The sequence below is a fragment of the Microbulbifer sp. SE14 genome (assembly GCF_059834885.1).
The window spans coordinates 329,859-342,872 of sequence record NZ_JCBAJA010000002.1; the positions used below are offsets into that span (position 1 = coordinate 329,859).

The window sequence follows — 13,014 nt, forward strand, 5'->3', positions numbered from 1 at the left end:
CGGCAAGGCCCTCTGGGCGAACACAAGGCTCGCCCCTACCGAGAGAAGCACAGCGCAGATAGATCCACCGGAAAGCAACAAATGAAAACCGATAATAATAAGGAGTTCCCCGTGTTCGGCATGATGATGCAATCCCAGCTCACCCTCACCGGCGTCATGCGCCACGCGCAGCGCAATTTCCCCGACAGCGAAATCGTCTCCGTCACCGCGGACAATCCGCAGCACCGCTACACATATCGCGAGGCCTTCGAGCGCACCGCGCAGCTGGCCAACGCCCTGCAGAAGCTGGGTGCCCAGCCCGGCGATCGCATCGGAACCCTGGCCTGGAACGACTACCGCCACTTCGAACTCTACTACGCCACCTCCTGCAGCGGCCTGGTGTGCCACACTATCAATCCTCGCCTGTTCCCGGAGCAGATCGCCTATATTGTCGAGCACGCAGAAGACCGCTGGCTGTTTATCGACCCCATGTTCGTGCCGCTGCTGGAAGCCCTGGCGGACAAGCTCAGCGCAGTGAAGGGCTATGTCCTGCTCACCGACAGCGCACATATGCCCGAAACCAGCCTGCCCAATGTGCACTGCTATGAGGAGCTGCTGACTCTGGAGCCGGTGGAGTTCGACTGGCCCCAGCTGGACGAGAGCACCGCCGCCGCCCTCTGCTACACCTCCGGCACCACCGGCAATCCGAAGGGAGTGCTCTACTCCCATCGCGCCATGGTACTCCACACCTATGGCGTCCTGCTGCCGGATGTCTTCGCGTTGCAGGGCAACGAGGCGGTCCTGCCGGTAGTGCCCATGTTCCACGTCAACGCCTGGTCCATCCCCTATGCGGTGCCGGCGGTGGGTGCAAAGCTGGTGTTCCCCGGCCCGAAAATGGGCTGCGGCGAAACGCTCAGCAAGCTGATGCAACAGGAGGGCGTCACCATCGCCGCCGGTGTGCCCACCGTCTGGCTGGCCCTGCTCAAATATCTGCGCGAGAGTGGACAGACGATTCCGAGTCTCAACCGCGTAGTGGTGGGCGGCTCAGCCTGCCCCTGGAGCATCATGGAGGAATTCGAACGCAAACATAACGTCTATACTCACCACGCCTGGGGAATGACCGAGATGAGCCCACTGGGTACCTACAACCCACGGGTTCCGGATTCACTCCCGGCGGACGAAGCCCGGGCCCTGCGCCTGAAGCAGGGCCGCGCCGCCTACGGGGTGGAAATGCGCATCGTCGACGAACGGGGCCTGCCACTGCCCCAAGACGGAGTGGCCTTCGGCGCCCTGCAGGTGCGCGGCCCCTGGGTCTGCGAGCGCTATTTCAGGGCCGGGGAATCCGCCCTGACGTCCGACGGCTGGTTCGATACCGGCGACGTGGCCACCATAGATCCGCGCGGCTATCTCGGCATCACCGACCGCACCAAGGACGTGATCAAATCCGGCGGCGAGTGGATATCCTCCATCGAGCTGGAAAACTTCGCCATGACACTGGACGGTGTGGCCGAAGCGGCGGTGATCGGTGTGGCCCACGAGAAGTGGGCGGAGCGCCCGCTGCTCGTGGTGGTGCCGGTTCCCGGCGTCGAGATGGAGCCGAAGGCAATTCTCCGGGCCTTTGAAGGCAATGTGGCCAAATGGTGGATACCGGACGACTGCGTAGTAGCCGGGGAACTGCCCCACACGGCCACCGGCAAGATCAGCAAGAAGGACCTGCGCCAGCAGTTCGTCGATTACCGCTGGCCCCAGGCCGAGACTGCCTGACGGGAACAGAGGTCATCCAACCCCCAGGACAGGGAGGAAGAGCGTGCCCCAGGTTTTGATTCTGCTCGCCGTTATCGGTTTTATCATACTGGTAACCACGAGATTCAAGCTGCACCTCTTTCTCGCCCTGCTGTTGGCCAGCTTTCTCACTGCCGTCGCCTACCGCCGCATACCTGCGGTCGATATCGCCAACGTTATCGGCAGCGGTTTCGGCAACGTGCTCGGCTATATCGGCCTGGTGATCCTGCTGGGTACCGTTATCGGCATTATCCTGGAAAGGTCCGGCGCCGCCATCACCATGGCGGAGACCACCATCCGCCTGCTGGGGGAGCGAATGCCCACCCTGGCCATCTCGATTATCGGCTACCTGGTTGCCATTCCGGTTTTCTGCGATTCCGGCTACGTCATCCTGAACTCGCTGAAAAACTCCCTCGCGGACAAGCTCAAGGTCTCCAACTGCGCCATGAGCGTAGCCCTGGCCACCGGGCTCTTTGCAACCCATACCCTGGTGCCCCCCACACCCGGTCCTGTTGCCGCCGCCACTACCTTGAAGCTGGAGCACCACCTCGGCACCGTGATTATGCTGGGGCTGCCGGTAGCCGCGGTGGCCGCACTGGTGGGCTGGTACTGGTCGCGAAAGTTTACCCAAGTACAACTTGAAATCGACGCCGAAGACGGGACAGTCGAGCACGGTCGGGAACTGGTGAAACTCTACGGCTCGCTGCCGGGGCCCGCCCGGGCCTTCGCGCCCATCCTGGTACCCATTGCGTTGATGGGCCTGGGCTCCATCGTCAACCTCCCCGACAGTCCCCTCGGCAACATCCCTCCGCTGCGCCAGCTGTGCAGTTTTCTGGGGGAACCGATGAACGCCCTGCTGGTAGGTCTCGGGCTGGCCTGCCTGCTGCTGCGCGGACCCAAAAAGATCGCACAACTTTCCAAACACGTAGCCGCCGGCATCAAGACCGCTGCGCCGGTGCTGATGATTACCGGCGCCGGGGGCGCCCTCGGCGAAGTGCTGAAAGTCTCCGGTGTCGGCACCCTGCTCAGCCAGGCCCTGTCACACCCCAACGTCGGGCTGTTCATGCCGTTTCTGGTCTCCGCCGCACTGAAAAGCGCCCAAGGCTCCTCCACCGTCGCCATGGTTGCCGCCTCGACCGTTGTTGCCCCGCTTCTGTATGAAATGGGGCTGGACAGTGAGATGGGGAGAGTGCTTGTGGTTCTCGCCATCGGCGCCGGCGCCATGACCGTCTCTCACGTCAACGACAGCTACTTCTGGGTAGTTACCCAGTTCAGCAAGATGGACGTGGCCCTGGGCTACCGCACCCTGACCGCCGCCACCCTGCTGCAGGGAATAAGCGCCATGGCCGTGGTGGCACTGCTGGGGCTGTTCCTGATTTAAAGGTAACTACTTACCGAATCCGGGACTCGGATGCCAGAGTCTGATGCGAAGGCGCTGATACCGGTGGCCATTTGGGAAATGTTTGCCGATGAGGCTTTTTCCCAAATGGCCACCGGTAGCAGGGCCGCCCAGACCTCTCTTATTGGCAAGGGGGTGTGCAGTTACAATCTAAGTTGTAACAATTGTCCTGTATACAGGGGCTCCCGAATTTCAACGCCACAAGAACAATGACCCGACGCATCCCGAAGCTCTCCCTCTGCCTGTCACTACTCCTGGCCCTGGTCGCCGGTACCGCCCAGGCCACCCTGGTCATCGCCCACCGCGGCGCCTCCGGCTACCTGCCCGAGCACACACTGGAAGCCAAAGCCCTGGCCTACGCCATGCGCCCCGACTATATCGAGCAGGATCTGGTGCTGAGCAAGGACGACCAGTTGATCGTGATGCACGATATTTTCCTGGACCAAACCACCGACGTGGCTCGGGTCTTTCCGGATCGCGCCCGCGACGACGGCCACTACTACACCATCGACTTCACCCTCGAGGAACTGAAGCAGCTGCGGGTTACCGAAACCTTTGTAAAAACTGACGGCGACAGGCGCGCCAAATATCCGAATCGCTTCCCGCTGTGGAAATCCAGCTTCCAGCTCTCCACCCTGGCCGAAGAGATCGAGCTGATCCAGGGCCTGAACCGCACCCTGGGCTACGACATCGGCATCTACCCGGAAATCAAGAAACCCTGGTTTCACCACCGTGAAGGCAAGGACATAGCCGCACTGGCGCTGGCCAAGCTGAAAGAGTATGGCTACGTAGACCACAGACAGAAGATTTTCCTGCAGAGCTTCGACGCCGAAGAATTGCAGCGCATCAAGGGGGAACTGATGCCGCGCCTCGGCGTCGATCTGCCCCTGGTGCAGTTGATCGCGGACACCGGGTGGGGAGAGAAGATGGTCGAATCCGGGGGAGAACTGGTCAACTACAGCTACGACTGGATGCTTGAACCCGGTGGCCTGGAGAAAATTGCCACCTATGCCGACGGCATAGGCCCCTGGGCGATGATGCTCGCCCACCTGGAGAACGGGCGACCCGTGTCCAGTGGATTGCTGCAGAGAGCCCACAAGCAGAAGCTGCTGGTGCACCCCTACACCTTCCGCGCCGACCCGGAACAGATACCGGAGGGGATCGACAGCTTCGAAAACCTGCTACAACTGTTCGTCGACCAGTTGGGAGTGGACGGTCTGTTTACCGATCACCCGGACAAGGTTGTCGCCTATCTGTCGCGAACGGCCAAACCCGGGAACAATAGATCAGAGGGGAAAGCCCCCCGCCCTTAGCGGAAGCGCAATTGCTGCCAACCCGAGAGTTGCGGCAAGCCATGTGCCCCCGGGCGCGATAACCGCCGGGGACGCGGCTGTCGATTTTCATAGGGCGACCGGCCGGGCGGGCGGAATTGGTATAGGCTATCTGTTAGCACCTGTTCTTCCCTGAGGTTCCGGCGCGACAACGGACTTTCGCGCCACCTATCCGGAGATCGCCATGAAGAAATGCCCCGTATGCAAAGATGCCAGTCTGGAGACCAGGCTCCGCAATGAAATAGAAATCGACTACTGCCCCGGCTGTCGCGGTATCTGGCTGGATCGCGGCGAACTGGAAAAAATCATCGCGCACTCTACCGCGGAGAAGGCAGCAGAAGCGGGTTCAGGAGAGGCAGCCGGCGAAAAGCAGACCCGTCCGCCACACAAGCAAAAGCGAAACCTGATTACCGAACTGTTCGACTTCTGACCGTCGCCCCCTCCGGCGCAACCACCGAGAGATCTTACGCCCATAAGCAGAAAGCCCCATCGAGGGGCTTTTTGCTGCTTTACTCGAAGCGGGAGAAATCCGCCGGACGCTTTTCCATAAAGGCGGTGGCCGCCTCCTTGAACTCCTCCGACGCCAGGCGGTGCTGGAAGTGTCCGGCCTCGTCCCGGATCACCTCCATGCCGACTTGGTGTGTACCCTTGCGCAGCAGCTGCTTGGTCACCCTCACCGCTTCCGGAGCCTGTTTGGCCAATTCGGCGGCGGCGGCGCGCGCCCGGTTCAGGGTCTCGTCGGCGGACACTGCGGCGTTGCAGATGCCGATTTCCACCGCTTCGCCCGCGCCGAACTTCTTGCCCAGCAGCAGCAGTTCAGAGGCCTTGGCGTGGCCCGCCAGACGCGGCAGGAAATAGCTGGAGGCGTACTCCGGGCAGAGGCCGAGATTGACAAAGGGCATCTGGAACATGGCGTCACTGCCGGCGAAGGCCATATCGCAGTGCAGCAGCAGGGTCGTGCCTATGCCAACCGCGGGGCCATTGACCGCCGCCACCACCGGCTTCGGGAAGTTGTAGAGGGCCATCATGAACTGGAAGACCGGCGAATCCGCGCCGGAGGCGGAGCCGCCGAGGAAGTCCATCAGGTCGTTGCCGCTGGTGAACACGCCTTCTGTACCGGAGATGATCACAGCGCGGACTTCGGCATCGTCCGCGGCGCCGTTCAGCAGTTCGGCCATGGCGCTGTACATGGCCATGGTGAGAGCGTTCTTGCGCTCCGGGCGGTTGATCGTGATCTCCAGTACGCGGTCTGTGACCTGGGCCTGGATTTCTGCACAGGGGCTTTGCATGGGCTTCTCCGGTTGTTTTGCACTCTCTCCCGCAAGGGAGGGACTGTACCAAATAGCCCCATGGTAACCGCTGTAGCGCCGCGGGCGAGTTCCTAATCGACCACTTTCGTTGACGCCAGCAGCCGCCCGGCCTAGGCCACCGAATCCCTGCGCAGCGGCTGGCACATGCAGTGCACGCCGCCGCCACCGGGAGTGATCATGGAAATATCCGGGTCTATGACCTCCAGTCCGTGGGCGCGGCATTTTTCCGCGAGGCCCTTGTTGGCCTTGGGCAGCATCACGCGGTCGTTGCCGAGGGCGACCACGTTGACGCCCAGCTCGAGTATCTGCGGGAAGGGGATATCGATGATCTCGATATTGCGGTTTTTGAACCACTGCACCAGCTCCGGCTCCACCGCATCCACGCAGATGGCAGCGAGCTTTTCCGCCAGCATGGCCACCATCACGTCGATATGCAGGAAGAAGGGATCGAAGGGGTAACCCTTGACCTCCCAGCCCTCCTTCTCGATCCAGCCCTTCATCTGCTCGAAGCCCTGTTTGCTGGTGCGCTCGCCGGAGTAGCCGCAGAGGATGACGCCGGGCTCCAGCACCATAAAGTCGCCGCCCTCGAGGGAGCCGGCGGTAATGCAGTCGTAGATGGGGATATCCAGCTCGGCGTATTTCTTGACGATGGACACCCACTCGCCGCGGCGCCAGGGGCTGTACATCTGGGTGACAATGGGCCCCCAGGGCGTCATTACCGAGGAGTCGCGGCCGTAGATCTGGTAGGGCAGGCTGCTGTCCGCGGGGATCAAGTGAACGTTCACTCCGGCATGGCGGTAGGCGTCGAGCATTTCCGCGTGCTGGGCGGCGGCCACATCGTGGTCGAACTTCATCCCCAGGCGCTCGGCCCGGCGCGCGCTGGCGTTGCCGGTGCGCCAGCTGAAGTTGTCCACAGGACCTATCAATACGTCGCGCAGCAGGCCGTACTCGGAGTCCATACCCCAGTTTTCCAGGGGCTGTGTGCCGCCTTCGTCTTTGCGGTGTTTCAGGGTGAATTCAGTCATCTATCTTGGTTCCAGACTCAATATTGTTGGGTTGTAACTACGCACCCCTTGTCGCCAGCATGGAAGACCTGGACGGCCCTGCTGCCGGTGGCCATTTGGGAAAAAACCTCATCGGTCTGTTCACCGGCCGCAGGCGCTTTTCCCAAATGCCCCCCGGCACCAGCGCCTTCGCATCTGGCTCCGCTATTCTTTCCGGGTCCTGGGGTGGATCGTTACGTCGAATTTTTCAGGCCACACCAGCCCTTTCCAGCATCGCGTGCAGCAGCACGTTGCAGCCGGCCTCCAGGTGGTCCGGCTCGGCGGATTCGGCCTCGTTGTGGGACAGGCCCCCGGCGCAGGGGACGAAGATCATCGACACCGGCGCCACGCGGGAGACATAGACGGAGTCGTGGCCGGCGCCGGAGACCATCTTGCGGTGGCTGTAGCCGAGCTTTTCCACCGCGCTGTTGACCGCGGCTATGCACTGCTCATCGAACTGCACCGGCGGTGAGTGCCACTCTTCGCGCACGTCTATGGTCGCCCCGGTGGCTTCCTCCACTTGCCCCGCCAGCCGGTAGAGGGTGCGGTGCAGGTGCTCCAGGCCCTCCGGCTTCGGGTGGCGCAGGTCCAGGGCCAATACCACCTTCTCCGGCACGGTGTTGCGGCTGCCAGGCTCGGCGCGCAGGTCACCGCAGGTCATGCGGGCGTCGTCCGAGTAAGCCTTCACTTCGCTGTAGAGGCGCTCGCACAGCCAGGCCAGGGCCTGCACCGGGTCGCGCCTGTCCGCCATGGGCGTGGGGCCGGCGTGGCAGGGAGTGCCGTGGAAGGTGACGTCGTACCAGCGGATGCCCTGCACACCGGTGACCACGCCGATCAGCTGCTCCTGTTTCTCCAGTATCGGGCCCTGCTCGATATGGGCCTCGAAGGCGGCGGTAACGGGCTTCGGCTCCGCCGGCGCCTGGCCCAAGTAGCCGATGCGCTCCAGCTCCGCGCCGATGGTCTTGCCTGCCTTGTCCTCGCGGCTGTGACCGTAGTCGAGGGAGAATTCACCGGCCCAGACGCCGGAGCCGATCATCGCCGGCGAGAAACGCGCGCCCTCCTCGTTGGTCCAGACCACCACTTCCAGCGGTGCCCTGGTCTGCACGCCCCGGTCCTCCAGGGTGCGCAATACCTCCAGCCCGGCGAGCACGCCGTAGACTCCATCGAACTTGCCACCGGTGGGCTGGGTGTCCAGATGCGAACCGGTGATCACCGGCGGCATGTCGCTGTCGGCGCCGGCGCGGCGGACGAAGATATTGCCCATGCGGTCCACGCGGATGTCACAACCGATGTCGCGACACCATTTCAGGAAGAGATCGCGACCCTCCCTGTCCTCGTCGGTCAGGGCCTGGCGGTTGCAGCCGCCGGCGGGGGTGGCGCCTATCCGGGCCATTTCCATCAGGCTGTCCCAGAGGCGTGCGCCGTCGATGCGCAGATCTTGTATAGATTTTTCCATTTGCCGGGCTCCAAACCTTATAATGGCGCCAATATTAATGTCTTTTCCGCAATTTTAGTTTTGATCAGCGCCGCTTAAAGAGAGCATTATTTCGCGACTGATCAAAATGCAACCAGGTATCGATACCCTATGACCGTTACTTATAGTTCCTATCTGAAAGTAGACGAGCTGCTGCAGTGCCAGAGGCCGCTGTCCGAGGGGCCGGAGCACGACGAGCTGCTGTTTATCGTGATCCACCAGAGCTACGAACTGTGGTTCAAGCAGTTGCTGCATGAGCTGGATTTCCTGGTGCGCTTGTTTAACGGCGGCGAGCGCAACCGCGCCCTGCACACACTGAAGCGGGTGGACGCGATATATCGCACCCTGATCCAGCAGGTGGATATCCTGGAGACGCTGACACCGCTGGAGTTCATGTCCTTCCGCGATCGCCTGTCCACCGCCAGCGGCTTCCAGTCGTTCCAGTTCCGCGAACTGGAGTTCCTCTATGGCGCCAAGGATCCGAAGAAGCTGGAAAACTACGAGCCGGGCTCGAATCACTACCTGCGCCTGCAAAAACGCCTGCAGGCGCCGACCCTGTGGGATGCCTTCCTGAACTTCCTGGTCAAGGAAGGGCACGATGTGCCGGAGAGTGAACTGAACAGGGATTTCAGTCAGGTGGCTCCGCCGTCCCCGGCGGTGCAGAAGATACTGATCGACGTCTATCGCAACGATCCGCTGGTCAGCGAGATCTGCGAGGCGCTGGTGGATATCGACACCTCGCTGCAGCAGTGGCGCTACCGCCATGTGAAGATGGTGGAGAGGACTATCGGCAGCAAGATGGGCACCGGCGGCTCCAGCGGCGTGGGCTACCTGCAGGGCACGCTGTTCAAGCCGGTGTTTCCGGATCTGTGGGCGATCCGGTCGGAGTTCTGAGAGGGACTGGCAGTTTCGCACTGCAGGTGGCCCATGGCCGCGATCGGACCATGAGGAACTCCCACTCATCGATCGCGGCCAACGGCCGCTCCTACAAAGAAGGGAATGCCCGGAACGCGGGCAGAAAAAAAGCCGGCATTGCCGGCTTTTTTGGGGTTCAGGGACCGCTTAGCCCCCGAAGGGCACTCAATCCTCGAAAGGTACGAGGGAGACCTGCATACCCGGATTCACTTCCTTGGCCGCGTCGGCGATCTGGACATAGGTGTCGGCGCTGGACTTGTTGTGCGCGCGCACGATCACGATGGCCTGCGGGTTTTCCGCGAACAGCTGGGCGATACGGGCGCGGACGGCGCGGGTATCGATGCGGTTGGTACCCATCCAGATCTCGTCGTTGGCATTGACCGTCAGCAGGATGTTCTGCTTGTCCGGATCCGGCGGCGTCTGCTGCGTCTGTTCCGGATCGGGCACGTTCACGTCCAGCGCTTTCTCTTTAACAAAGGACGCCGTTACGATGAAGAAGATCAGCATGATGAACACGACGTCCAGCATGGGCGTCAGGTCGATATCGGCTTTTTCCTCTTCTACGGCCTTACCGCGTCGTCTACTCATAAAACACCGTACAGTTATCTAATGCGAATGGCGCCGGATTGACCGGTCTCATCAGGTGGGCAAGATTGCCGCGAAATTGTCAGCATTGCAAGGGGAAGCTACACCCCCAACAAAAACCCCTTAAAAATCAATAAGTTAGAAGCGAGCCCAATCCGTTCAGATCATAATTTGAGCAATAAAGCCGACTATCTGCCGGCCAGATAGCCCTGGTAGTCCGGTACTTCGCGCTCGAATGCGGCATCCATCAGCGCCGACCGTACCATCATATCCGCGCTGGCCCCGTTACAGGCCACGGGGATATTCCACACCGCGGCGATGCGCAGCAGGGCCTTGACGTCGGGGTCGTGGGGCATGGGCTCGAAGGGGTCCCAGAAGAAGACCAGAAGGTCTATCTCGCCCTGGCAGATCTTGGCCCCCAGTTGCTGGTCGCCACCCATGGGGCCGCTGAACAGCTTCTCCACCTTCAGGCCGGTGGCCGCTTCTATCTTGCTGCCGGTGGTGCCGGTGCCGATCAGCTGGTGCCGCAACAACAGTTCCCGGTGGCGGCTGCACCACTCGATCAGGGCACCCTTGCGATTGTCGTGGGCCACCAGCGCCACGCGTTTGGTCGCCGGCAGCGGCTGCGAGATAAAATCCATCCTGTCCTCAGTGCTGTCTCTTTACTTCTACTTGGTCCGTGCATTCTACCCCTTACAGCAGCCGATGGGGTCCCCCCCTCGGGAATCCCCTCCCCCGATAGCCGGCACGCAACGCAGATCGCTATAATGCGCAGCTGTTCGCACAGTTAAAGGATGTCATGCAATGAGTGTCGGAGCCTGGGAGCCGGAGAAGCAGCCACAGGGCAGCGCCAGTGAAGAAATCAACCGCGATCTGCTGCTGCGCTTTATCGCCGCGGCACAGTCACCCTCCCCCCTGCAGGAGTCGCTTCAGCAACAGGACCAACAGGCCTCGCAGCTGATGCGTTTGCCGACGCAGCGCTGGCTGGAGGAGAGCGAGAACTGGGACAGCGAGCAGCTATGGAAGCTGATCCGGTTTTTCACCCTGGCGGAAATGCAGCTGCCCGGCTGGGACGCGGGCGCCGAGTCGCCGGTGATCCCGCTGGCGAAAGCACTGCGCCAGCGCAAGGCGCCACTGAGCCGGGACCAGCTGCTGTGGATCAGGCAGAATTCCGACAACCGCTACCTGCCCTACGGGCCTCTTTAAGTGGTTAGGTGGTGAGTGACGATAGCCCATTGGCCAAACAACCGACACCACGACCACCAACCACTCACTCCTCCAGGCGAAACAGCTGGCCACGCAACATATCCACATTTCCGGGAGTGCGATAGTTGGCGGGCAGGTGCCGCCAGAGCACAAATCCCTCGCTGTCCAGCAGCCACTGGCTGGGGCGGGCGGCGCCCGACTGTCGCGGTCGCATCAAGAGGGGCGCTCCGCCGGTGGCCACGAAAGGCCGGTTGGCACCCTTCCCGGCGGCGAGCTGCAGTATCTCCACCGGCAGCGAATCCCGCAGATCGGGCGGCCACTGCGACGGCGCCTCCACACTGCAAAGTACCAACCCCAGGCCGCGCCTGCGTAATTCCGGCATCAATTCGGGCAGTTGCACCAACAGGCAGAGGCTGTCCGCGCACAAGCTGCCGCGCAGGAAAACCAGCAGCAGGCCCCGAAAGTTGTTCCGCCGCGAATATTCCGCAGCACACCAGTTTTTTCCGTCGGCAGTCTCCAGCGCCGGAAAAGGGGAATCGGTTTCCGGTGCATCCGGGTGGTGCAGTGCACTGAGATGAAACAGGTAAACCAGGAAGACAAACAGGTTATAGATTGCCAGGTAAACAGGCTGCCCCTTTTCACTGTCGGTAAGCAGCGCAACTGCCAGCCCTGCCAGTACTGCCGCAAATGCGGGCGGCTCCCGCTGCTCGCCACGGTATTTGCCCGGCTGAAAGTAACGCAACAGCATCCACAGCGGCAGCGCCCAGGCATTTACCAACAGCCCCAGCCAGGCGACTTCACCGGTGGCGAGCCAGCGAAAAATTGCCCAAAAACCACAGCTCCAGAGCCAGACAAACGCGAGAGCGGTAAAAAAAACCTTAAATTTATTCATTACAGAGGAAAAATGCTCTTAAAACACTTGCATTCAAGTATATAAATAAGCTGCAATTAGCGCGATGAAATCGGGGGGCTCCTCTATCAATTGCTTTCCGGCAAAAATCGCCGCTCGGGGCGGCTCCGATCAGGGCCCTGAGTGCCTGCGGTGGAAAGCAATTGATAGCGGAGCCCCTTCATCTACAACAATACTTCAAACAGGGATATTTTATGGCTGCACGTAAAACTAAAGCTCCGGCAAAGAAGACAGTAAGCGCTGTCGCCAAGCTGGAAGCGGAACTGAGCTCGCTGAAGTCCAAGCTGGAACAGGCCCGCGCCAAGCAGGAAAAAGACGCGGCGTCCACCGCCGACAAACTGGCCAAGGATGCCTCCAAGGCTGCCGCCAAGGCCAAGGCCGCCGCCGACAAGGTAAAAGCCGTACGCGACAAGAAGAAAACCGCCGCCCAGCAGAAACAGCTGAAAGCGGCCCGGACCGCAGCTGCGGCCGCCAAGAAAGCGGCGGACAACGCCAAGGCCGCCGCCCAGGAGGCCAAAACCCAACTGGCCACCATCAAGGCCGAGAATGCGCTCATCGCCAAAGTCGCCAAGGCTGTAGCCAAAGAGGAAGCGGCCGTGGCCAAGAAACTGGCCGCCGCCGAGAAGAAGAAGGCCGCCGCCGAGAAGAAGAAAGCCGCTGCTGCAGCCAAGAAGAAAGCTGCTGCAGATAAGAAGAAAGCCGCTGCCGCTGCGAAGAAGAAGAAAGCTGCCGAGAAGAAGAAGGCTGCCGCAGCAAAGAAGAAGGCTGCCGCCGCAGCCAAGAAGGCCGCCGCCAAGGCCAAGGCCGCAGCGAAGAAAAAGCCCGGCCGTCCCCCGAAGAAAGGGCCGGGTCGCCCGAAAAAAGCTGCCACCACGTCCGAGCCCAAGAAAAGGCCCGGTCGCCCGAAGAAGGTCGCAACCAAGGCCGAGCCCAAGAAAAAGCCCGGCCGCCCGAAGAAGGCCACTACTCCCAAGCGTGGCCCCGGTCGCCCGCGCAAGGCCAAGTAACAGAGAACCCGGCTCCGGCCGGGTTTTTTGTGGTCGGTGGTCGATAGAGGCTTCTCGCCACCGACCACTAATC

General features: G+C 61.6%; 13 protein-coding genes. 7 read left to right on the forward strand and 6 right to left on the reverse strand.

The genetic code is table 11. The annotated features are described in order from the left end of the window. Positions 1–81: 81 nt before the first annotated feature. From AC6R19_RS02955 to AC6R19_RS02970, 4 genes are all read left to right on the forward strand, one after another. On the forward strand, positions 82–1,743 hold the full coding sequence (locus tag AC6R19_RS02955) for a long-chain-fatty-acid--CoA ligase (RefSeq protein WP_500577990.1): 1,662 nt from the start codon (positions 82–84) through the stop codon (positions 1,741–1,743). A 43-nt stretch (positions 1,744–1,786) separates the two neighbouring features. Further along, on the forward strand, positions 1,787–3,142 hold the full coding sequence (locus AC6R19_RS02960) for a GntP family permease (RefSeq protein WP_500577991.1): 1,356 nt from the start codon (positions 1,787–1,789) through the stop codon (positions 3,140–3,142). Between the two features lie 227 nt (positions 3,143–3,369). Continuing rightward, positions 3,370–4,473, forward strand: coding sequence for a glycerophosphodiester phosphodiesterase (gene glpQ, locus AC6R19_RS02965; RefSeq protein ID WP_500577992.1), 1,104 nt, complete (start codon positions 3,370–3,372; stop codon positions 4,471–4,473). Between the two features lie 202 nt (positions 4,474–4,675). Next, on the forward strand, positions 4,676–4,921 hold the full coding sequence (locus AC6R19_RS02970) for a TFIIB-type zinc ribbon-containing protein (RefSeq protein WP_500577993.1): 246 nt from the start codon (positions 4,676–4,678) through the stop codon (positions 4,919–4,921). 79 nt (positions 4,922–5,000) lie between these two features. Here AC6R19_RS02970 and AC6R19_RS02975 read toward each other — a convergent pair whose 3' ends face one another. The 3 genes from AC6R19_RS02975 to AC6R19_RS02985 all read right to left on the reverse strand — a co-directional run bounded on the left by AC6R19_RS02975 (position 5,001) and on the right by AC6R19_RS02985 (position 8,300). After that, complete coding sequence (locus AC6R19_RS02975) at positions 5,001–5,780, reverse strand: enoyl-CoA hydratase (protein WP_500577994.1); 780 nt, start codon at positions 5,778–5,780, stop codon at positions 5,001–5,003. Between the two features lie 131 nt (positions 5,781–5,911). Continuing rightward, on the reverse strand, positions 5,912–6,826 hold the full coding sequence (locus AC6R19_RS02980; RefSeq protein ID WP_500577995.1) for a dimethylarginine dimethylaminohydrolase family protein: 915 nt from the start codon (positions 6,824–6,826) through the stop codon (positions 5,912–5,914). Between the two features lie 226 nt (positions 6,827–7,052). Next, positions 7,053–8,300: a Zn-dependent hydrolase gene (locus AC6R19_RS02985; RefSeq protein ID WP_500577996.1), complete on the reverse strand. Its 1,248-nt coding sequence runs from the start codon at positions 8,298–8,300 to the stop codon at positions 7,053–7,055. A gap of 129 nt (positions 8,301–8,429) precedes the next feature. Here AC6R19_RS02985 and AC6R19_RS02990 point away from each other — a divergent pair, with 129 nt between their 5' ends. Beyond that, positions 8,430–9,212, forward strand: coding sequence for a tryptophan 2,3-dioxygenase (locus AC6R19_RS02990; protein WP_500577997.1), 783 nt, complete (start codon positions 8,430–8,432; stop codon positions 9,210–9,212). A 186-nt stretch (positions 9,213–9,398) separates the two neighbouring features. On the opposite strand, the gene AC6R19_RS02995 is transcribed toward AC6R19_RS02990, so the two are convergent. Next, positions 9,399–9,821, reverse strand: a complete 423-nt coding sequence (locus AC6R19_RS02995) for an ExbD/TolR family protein (RefSeq protein ID WP_500577998.1) — start codon at positions 9,819–9,821, stop codon at positions 9,399–9,401. 185 nt (positions 9,822–10,006) lie between these two features. Beyond that, a complete protein-coding gene (locus AC6R19_RS03000; protein ID WP_500577999.1) occupies positions 10,007–10,459 on the reverse strand; it encodes a methylglyoxal synthase in 453 nt (150 codons plus the stop codon). A 163-nt stretch (positions 10,460–10,622) separates the two neighbouring features. Here AC6R19_RS03000 and AC6R19_RS03005 point away from each other — a divergent pair, with 163 nt between their 5' ends. Then, the gene (locus tag AC6R19_RS03005; protein ID WP_500578000.1) at positions 10,623–11,024 is read left to right on the forward strand and encodes a hypothetical protein; all 402 of its coding nucleotides are present in this window, start codon (positions 10,623–10,625) and stop codon (positions 11,022–11,024) included. A gap of 64 nt (positions 11,025–11,088) precedes the next feature. Here AC6R19_RS03005 and AC6R19_RS03010 read toward each other — a convergent pair whose 3' ends face one another. Next, complete coding sequence (locus AC6R19_RS03010; protein WP_500578001.1) at positions 11,089–11,916, reverse strand: hypothetical protein; 828 nt, start codon at positions 11,914–11,916, stop codon at positions 11,089–11,091. A gap of 161 nt (positions 11,917–12,077) precedes the next feature. Here AC6R19_RS03010 and AC6R19_RS03015 point away from each other — a divergent pair, with 161 nt between their 5' ends. After that, entirely contained in the window at positions 12,078–12,941 is an 864-nt protein-coding gene (locus AC6R19_RS03015; RefSeq protein ID WP_500578002.1) for a hypothetical protein, read from the forward strand. The last annotated feature ends 73 nt before the right edge of the window (positions 12,942–13,014 follow it).

What these genes read in the sequence shown, in the direction of transcription:
- AC6R19_RS02995 (WP_500577998.1), bottom strand. Translation starts at nt 9,821, where the DNA reads ATGAGTAGACGACGCGGTAAGGCCGTAGAAGAGGAAAAAGCCGATATC.
- glpQ (WP_500577992.1), top strand. Translation starts at nt 3,370, where the DNA reads ATGACCCGACGCATCCCGAAGCTCTCCCTCTGCCTGTCACTACTCCTG.
- AC6R19_RS02970 (WP_500577993.1), top strand. Translation starts at nt 4,676, where the DNA reads ATGAAGAAATGCCCCGTATGCAAAGATGCCAGTCTGGAGACCAGGCTC.
- AC6R19_RS03010 (WP_500578001.1), bottom strand. Translation starts at nt 11,916, where the DNA reads ATGAATAAATTTAAGGTTTTTTTTACCGCTCTCGCGTTTGTCTGGCTC.
- AC6R19_RS02990 (WP_500577997.1), top strand. Translation starts at nt 8,430, where the DNA reads ATGACCGTTACTTATAGTTCCTATCTGAAAGTAGACGAGCTGCTGCAG.
- AC6R19_RS02980 (WP_500577995.1), bottom strand. Translation starts at nt 6,826, where the DNA reads ATGACTGAATTCACCCTGAAACACCGCAAAGACGAAGGCGGCACACAG.
- AC6R19_RS03000 (WP_500577999.1), bottom strand. Translation starts at nt 10,459, where the DNA reads ATGGATTTTATCTCGCAGCCGCTGCCGGCGACCAAACGCGTGGCGCTG.
- AC6R19_RS02955 (WP_500577990.1), top strand. Translation starts at nt 82, where the DNA reads ATGAAAACCGATAATAATAAGGAGTTCCCCGTGTTCGGCATGATGATG.
- AC6R19_RS02985 (WP_500577996.1), bottom strand. Translation starts at nt 8,300, where the DNA reads ATGGAAAAATCTATACAAGATCTGCGCATCGACGGCGCACGCCTCTGG.
- AC6R19_RS03005 (WP_500578000.1), top strand. Translation starts at nt 10,623, where the DNA reads ATGAGTGTCGGAGCCTGGGAGCCGGAGAAGCAGCCACAGGGCAGCGCC.
- AC6R19_RS02975 (WP_500577994.1), bottom strand. Translation starts at nt 5,780, where the DNA reads ATGCAAAGCCCCTGTGCAGAAATCCAGGCCCAGGTCACAGACCGCGTA.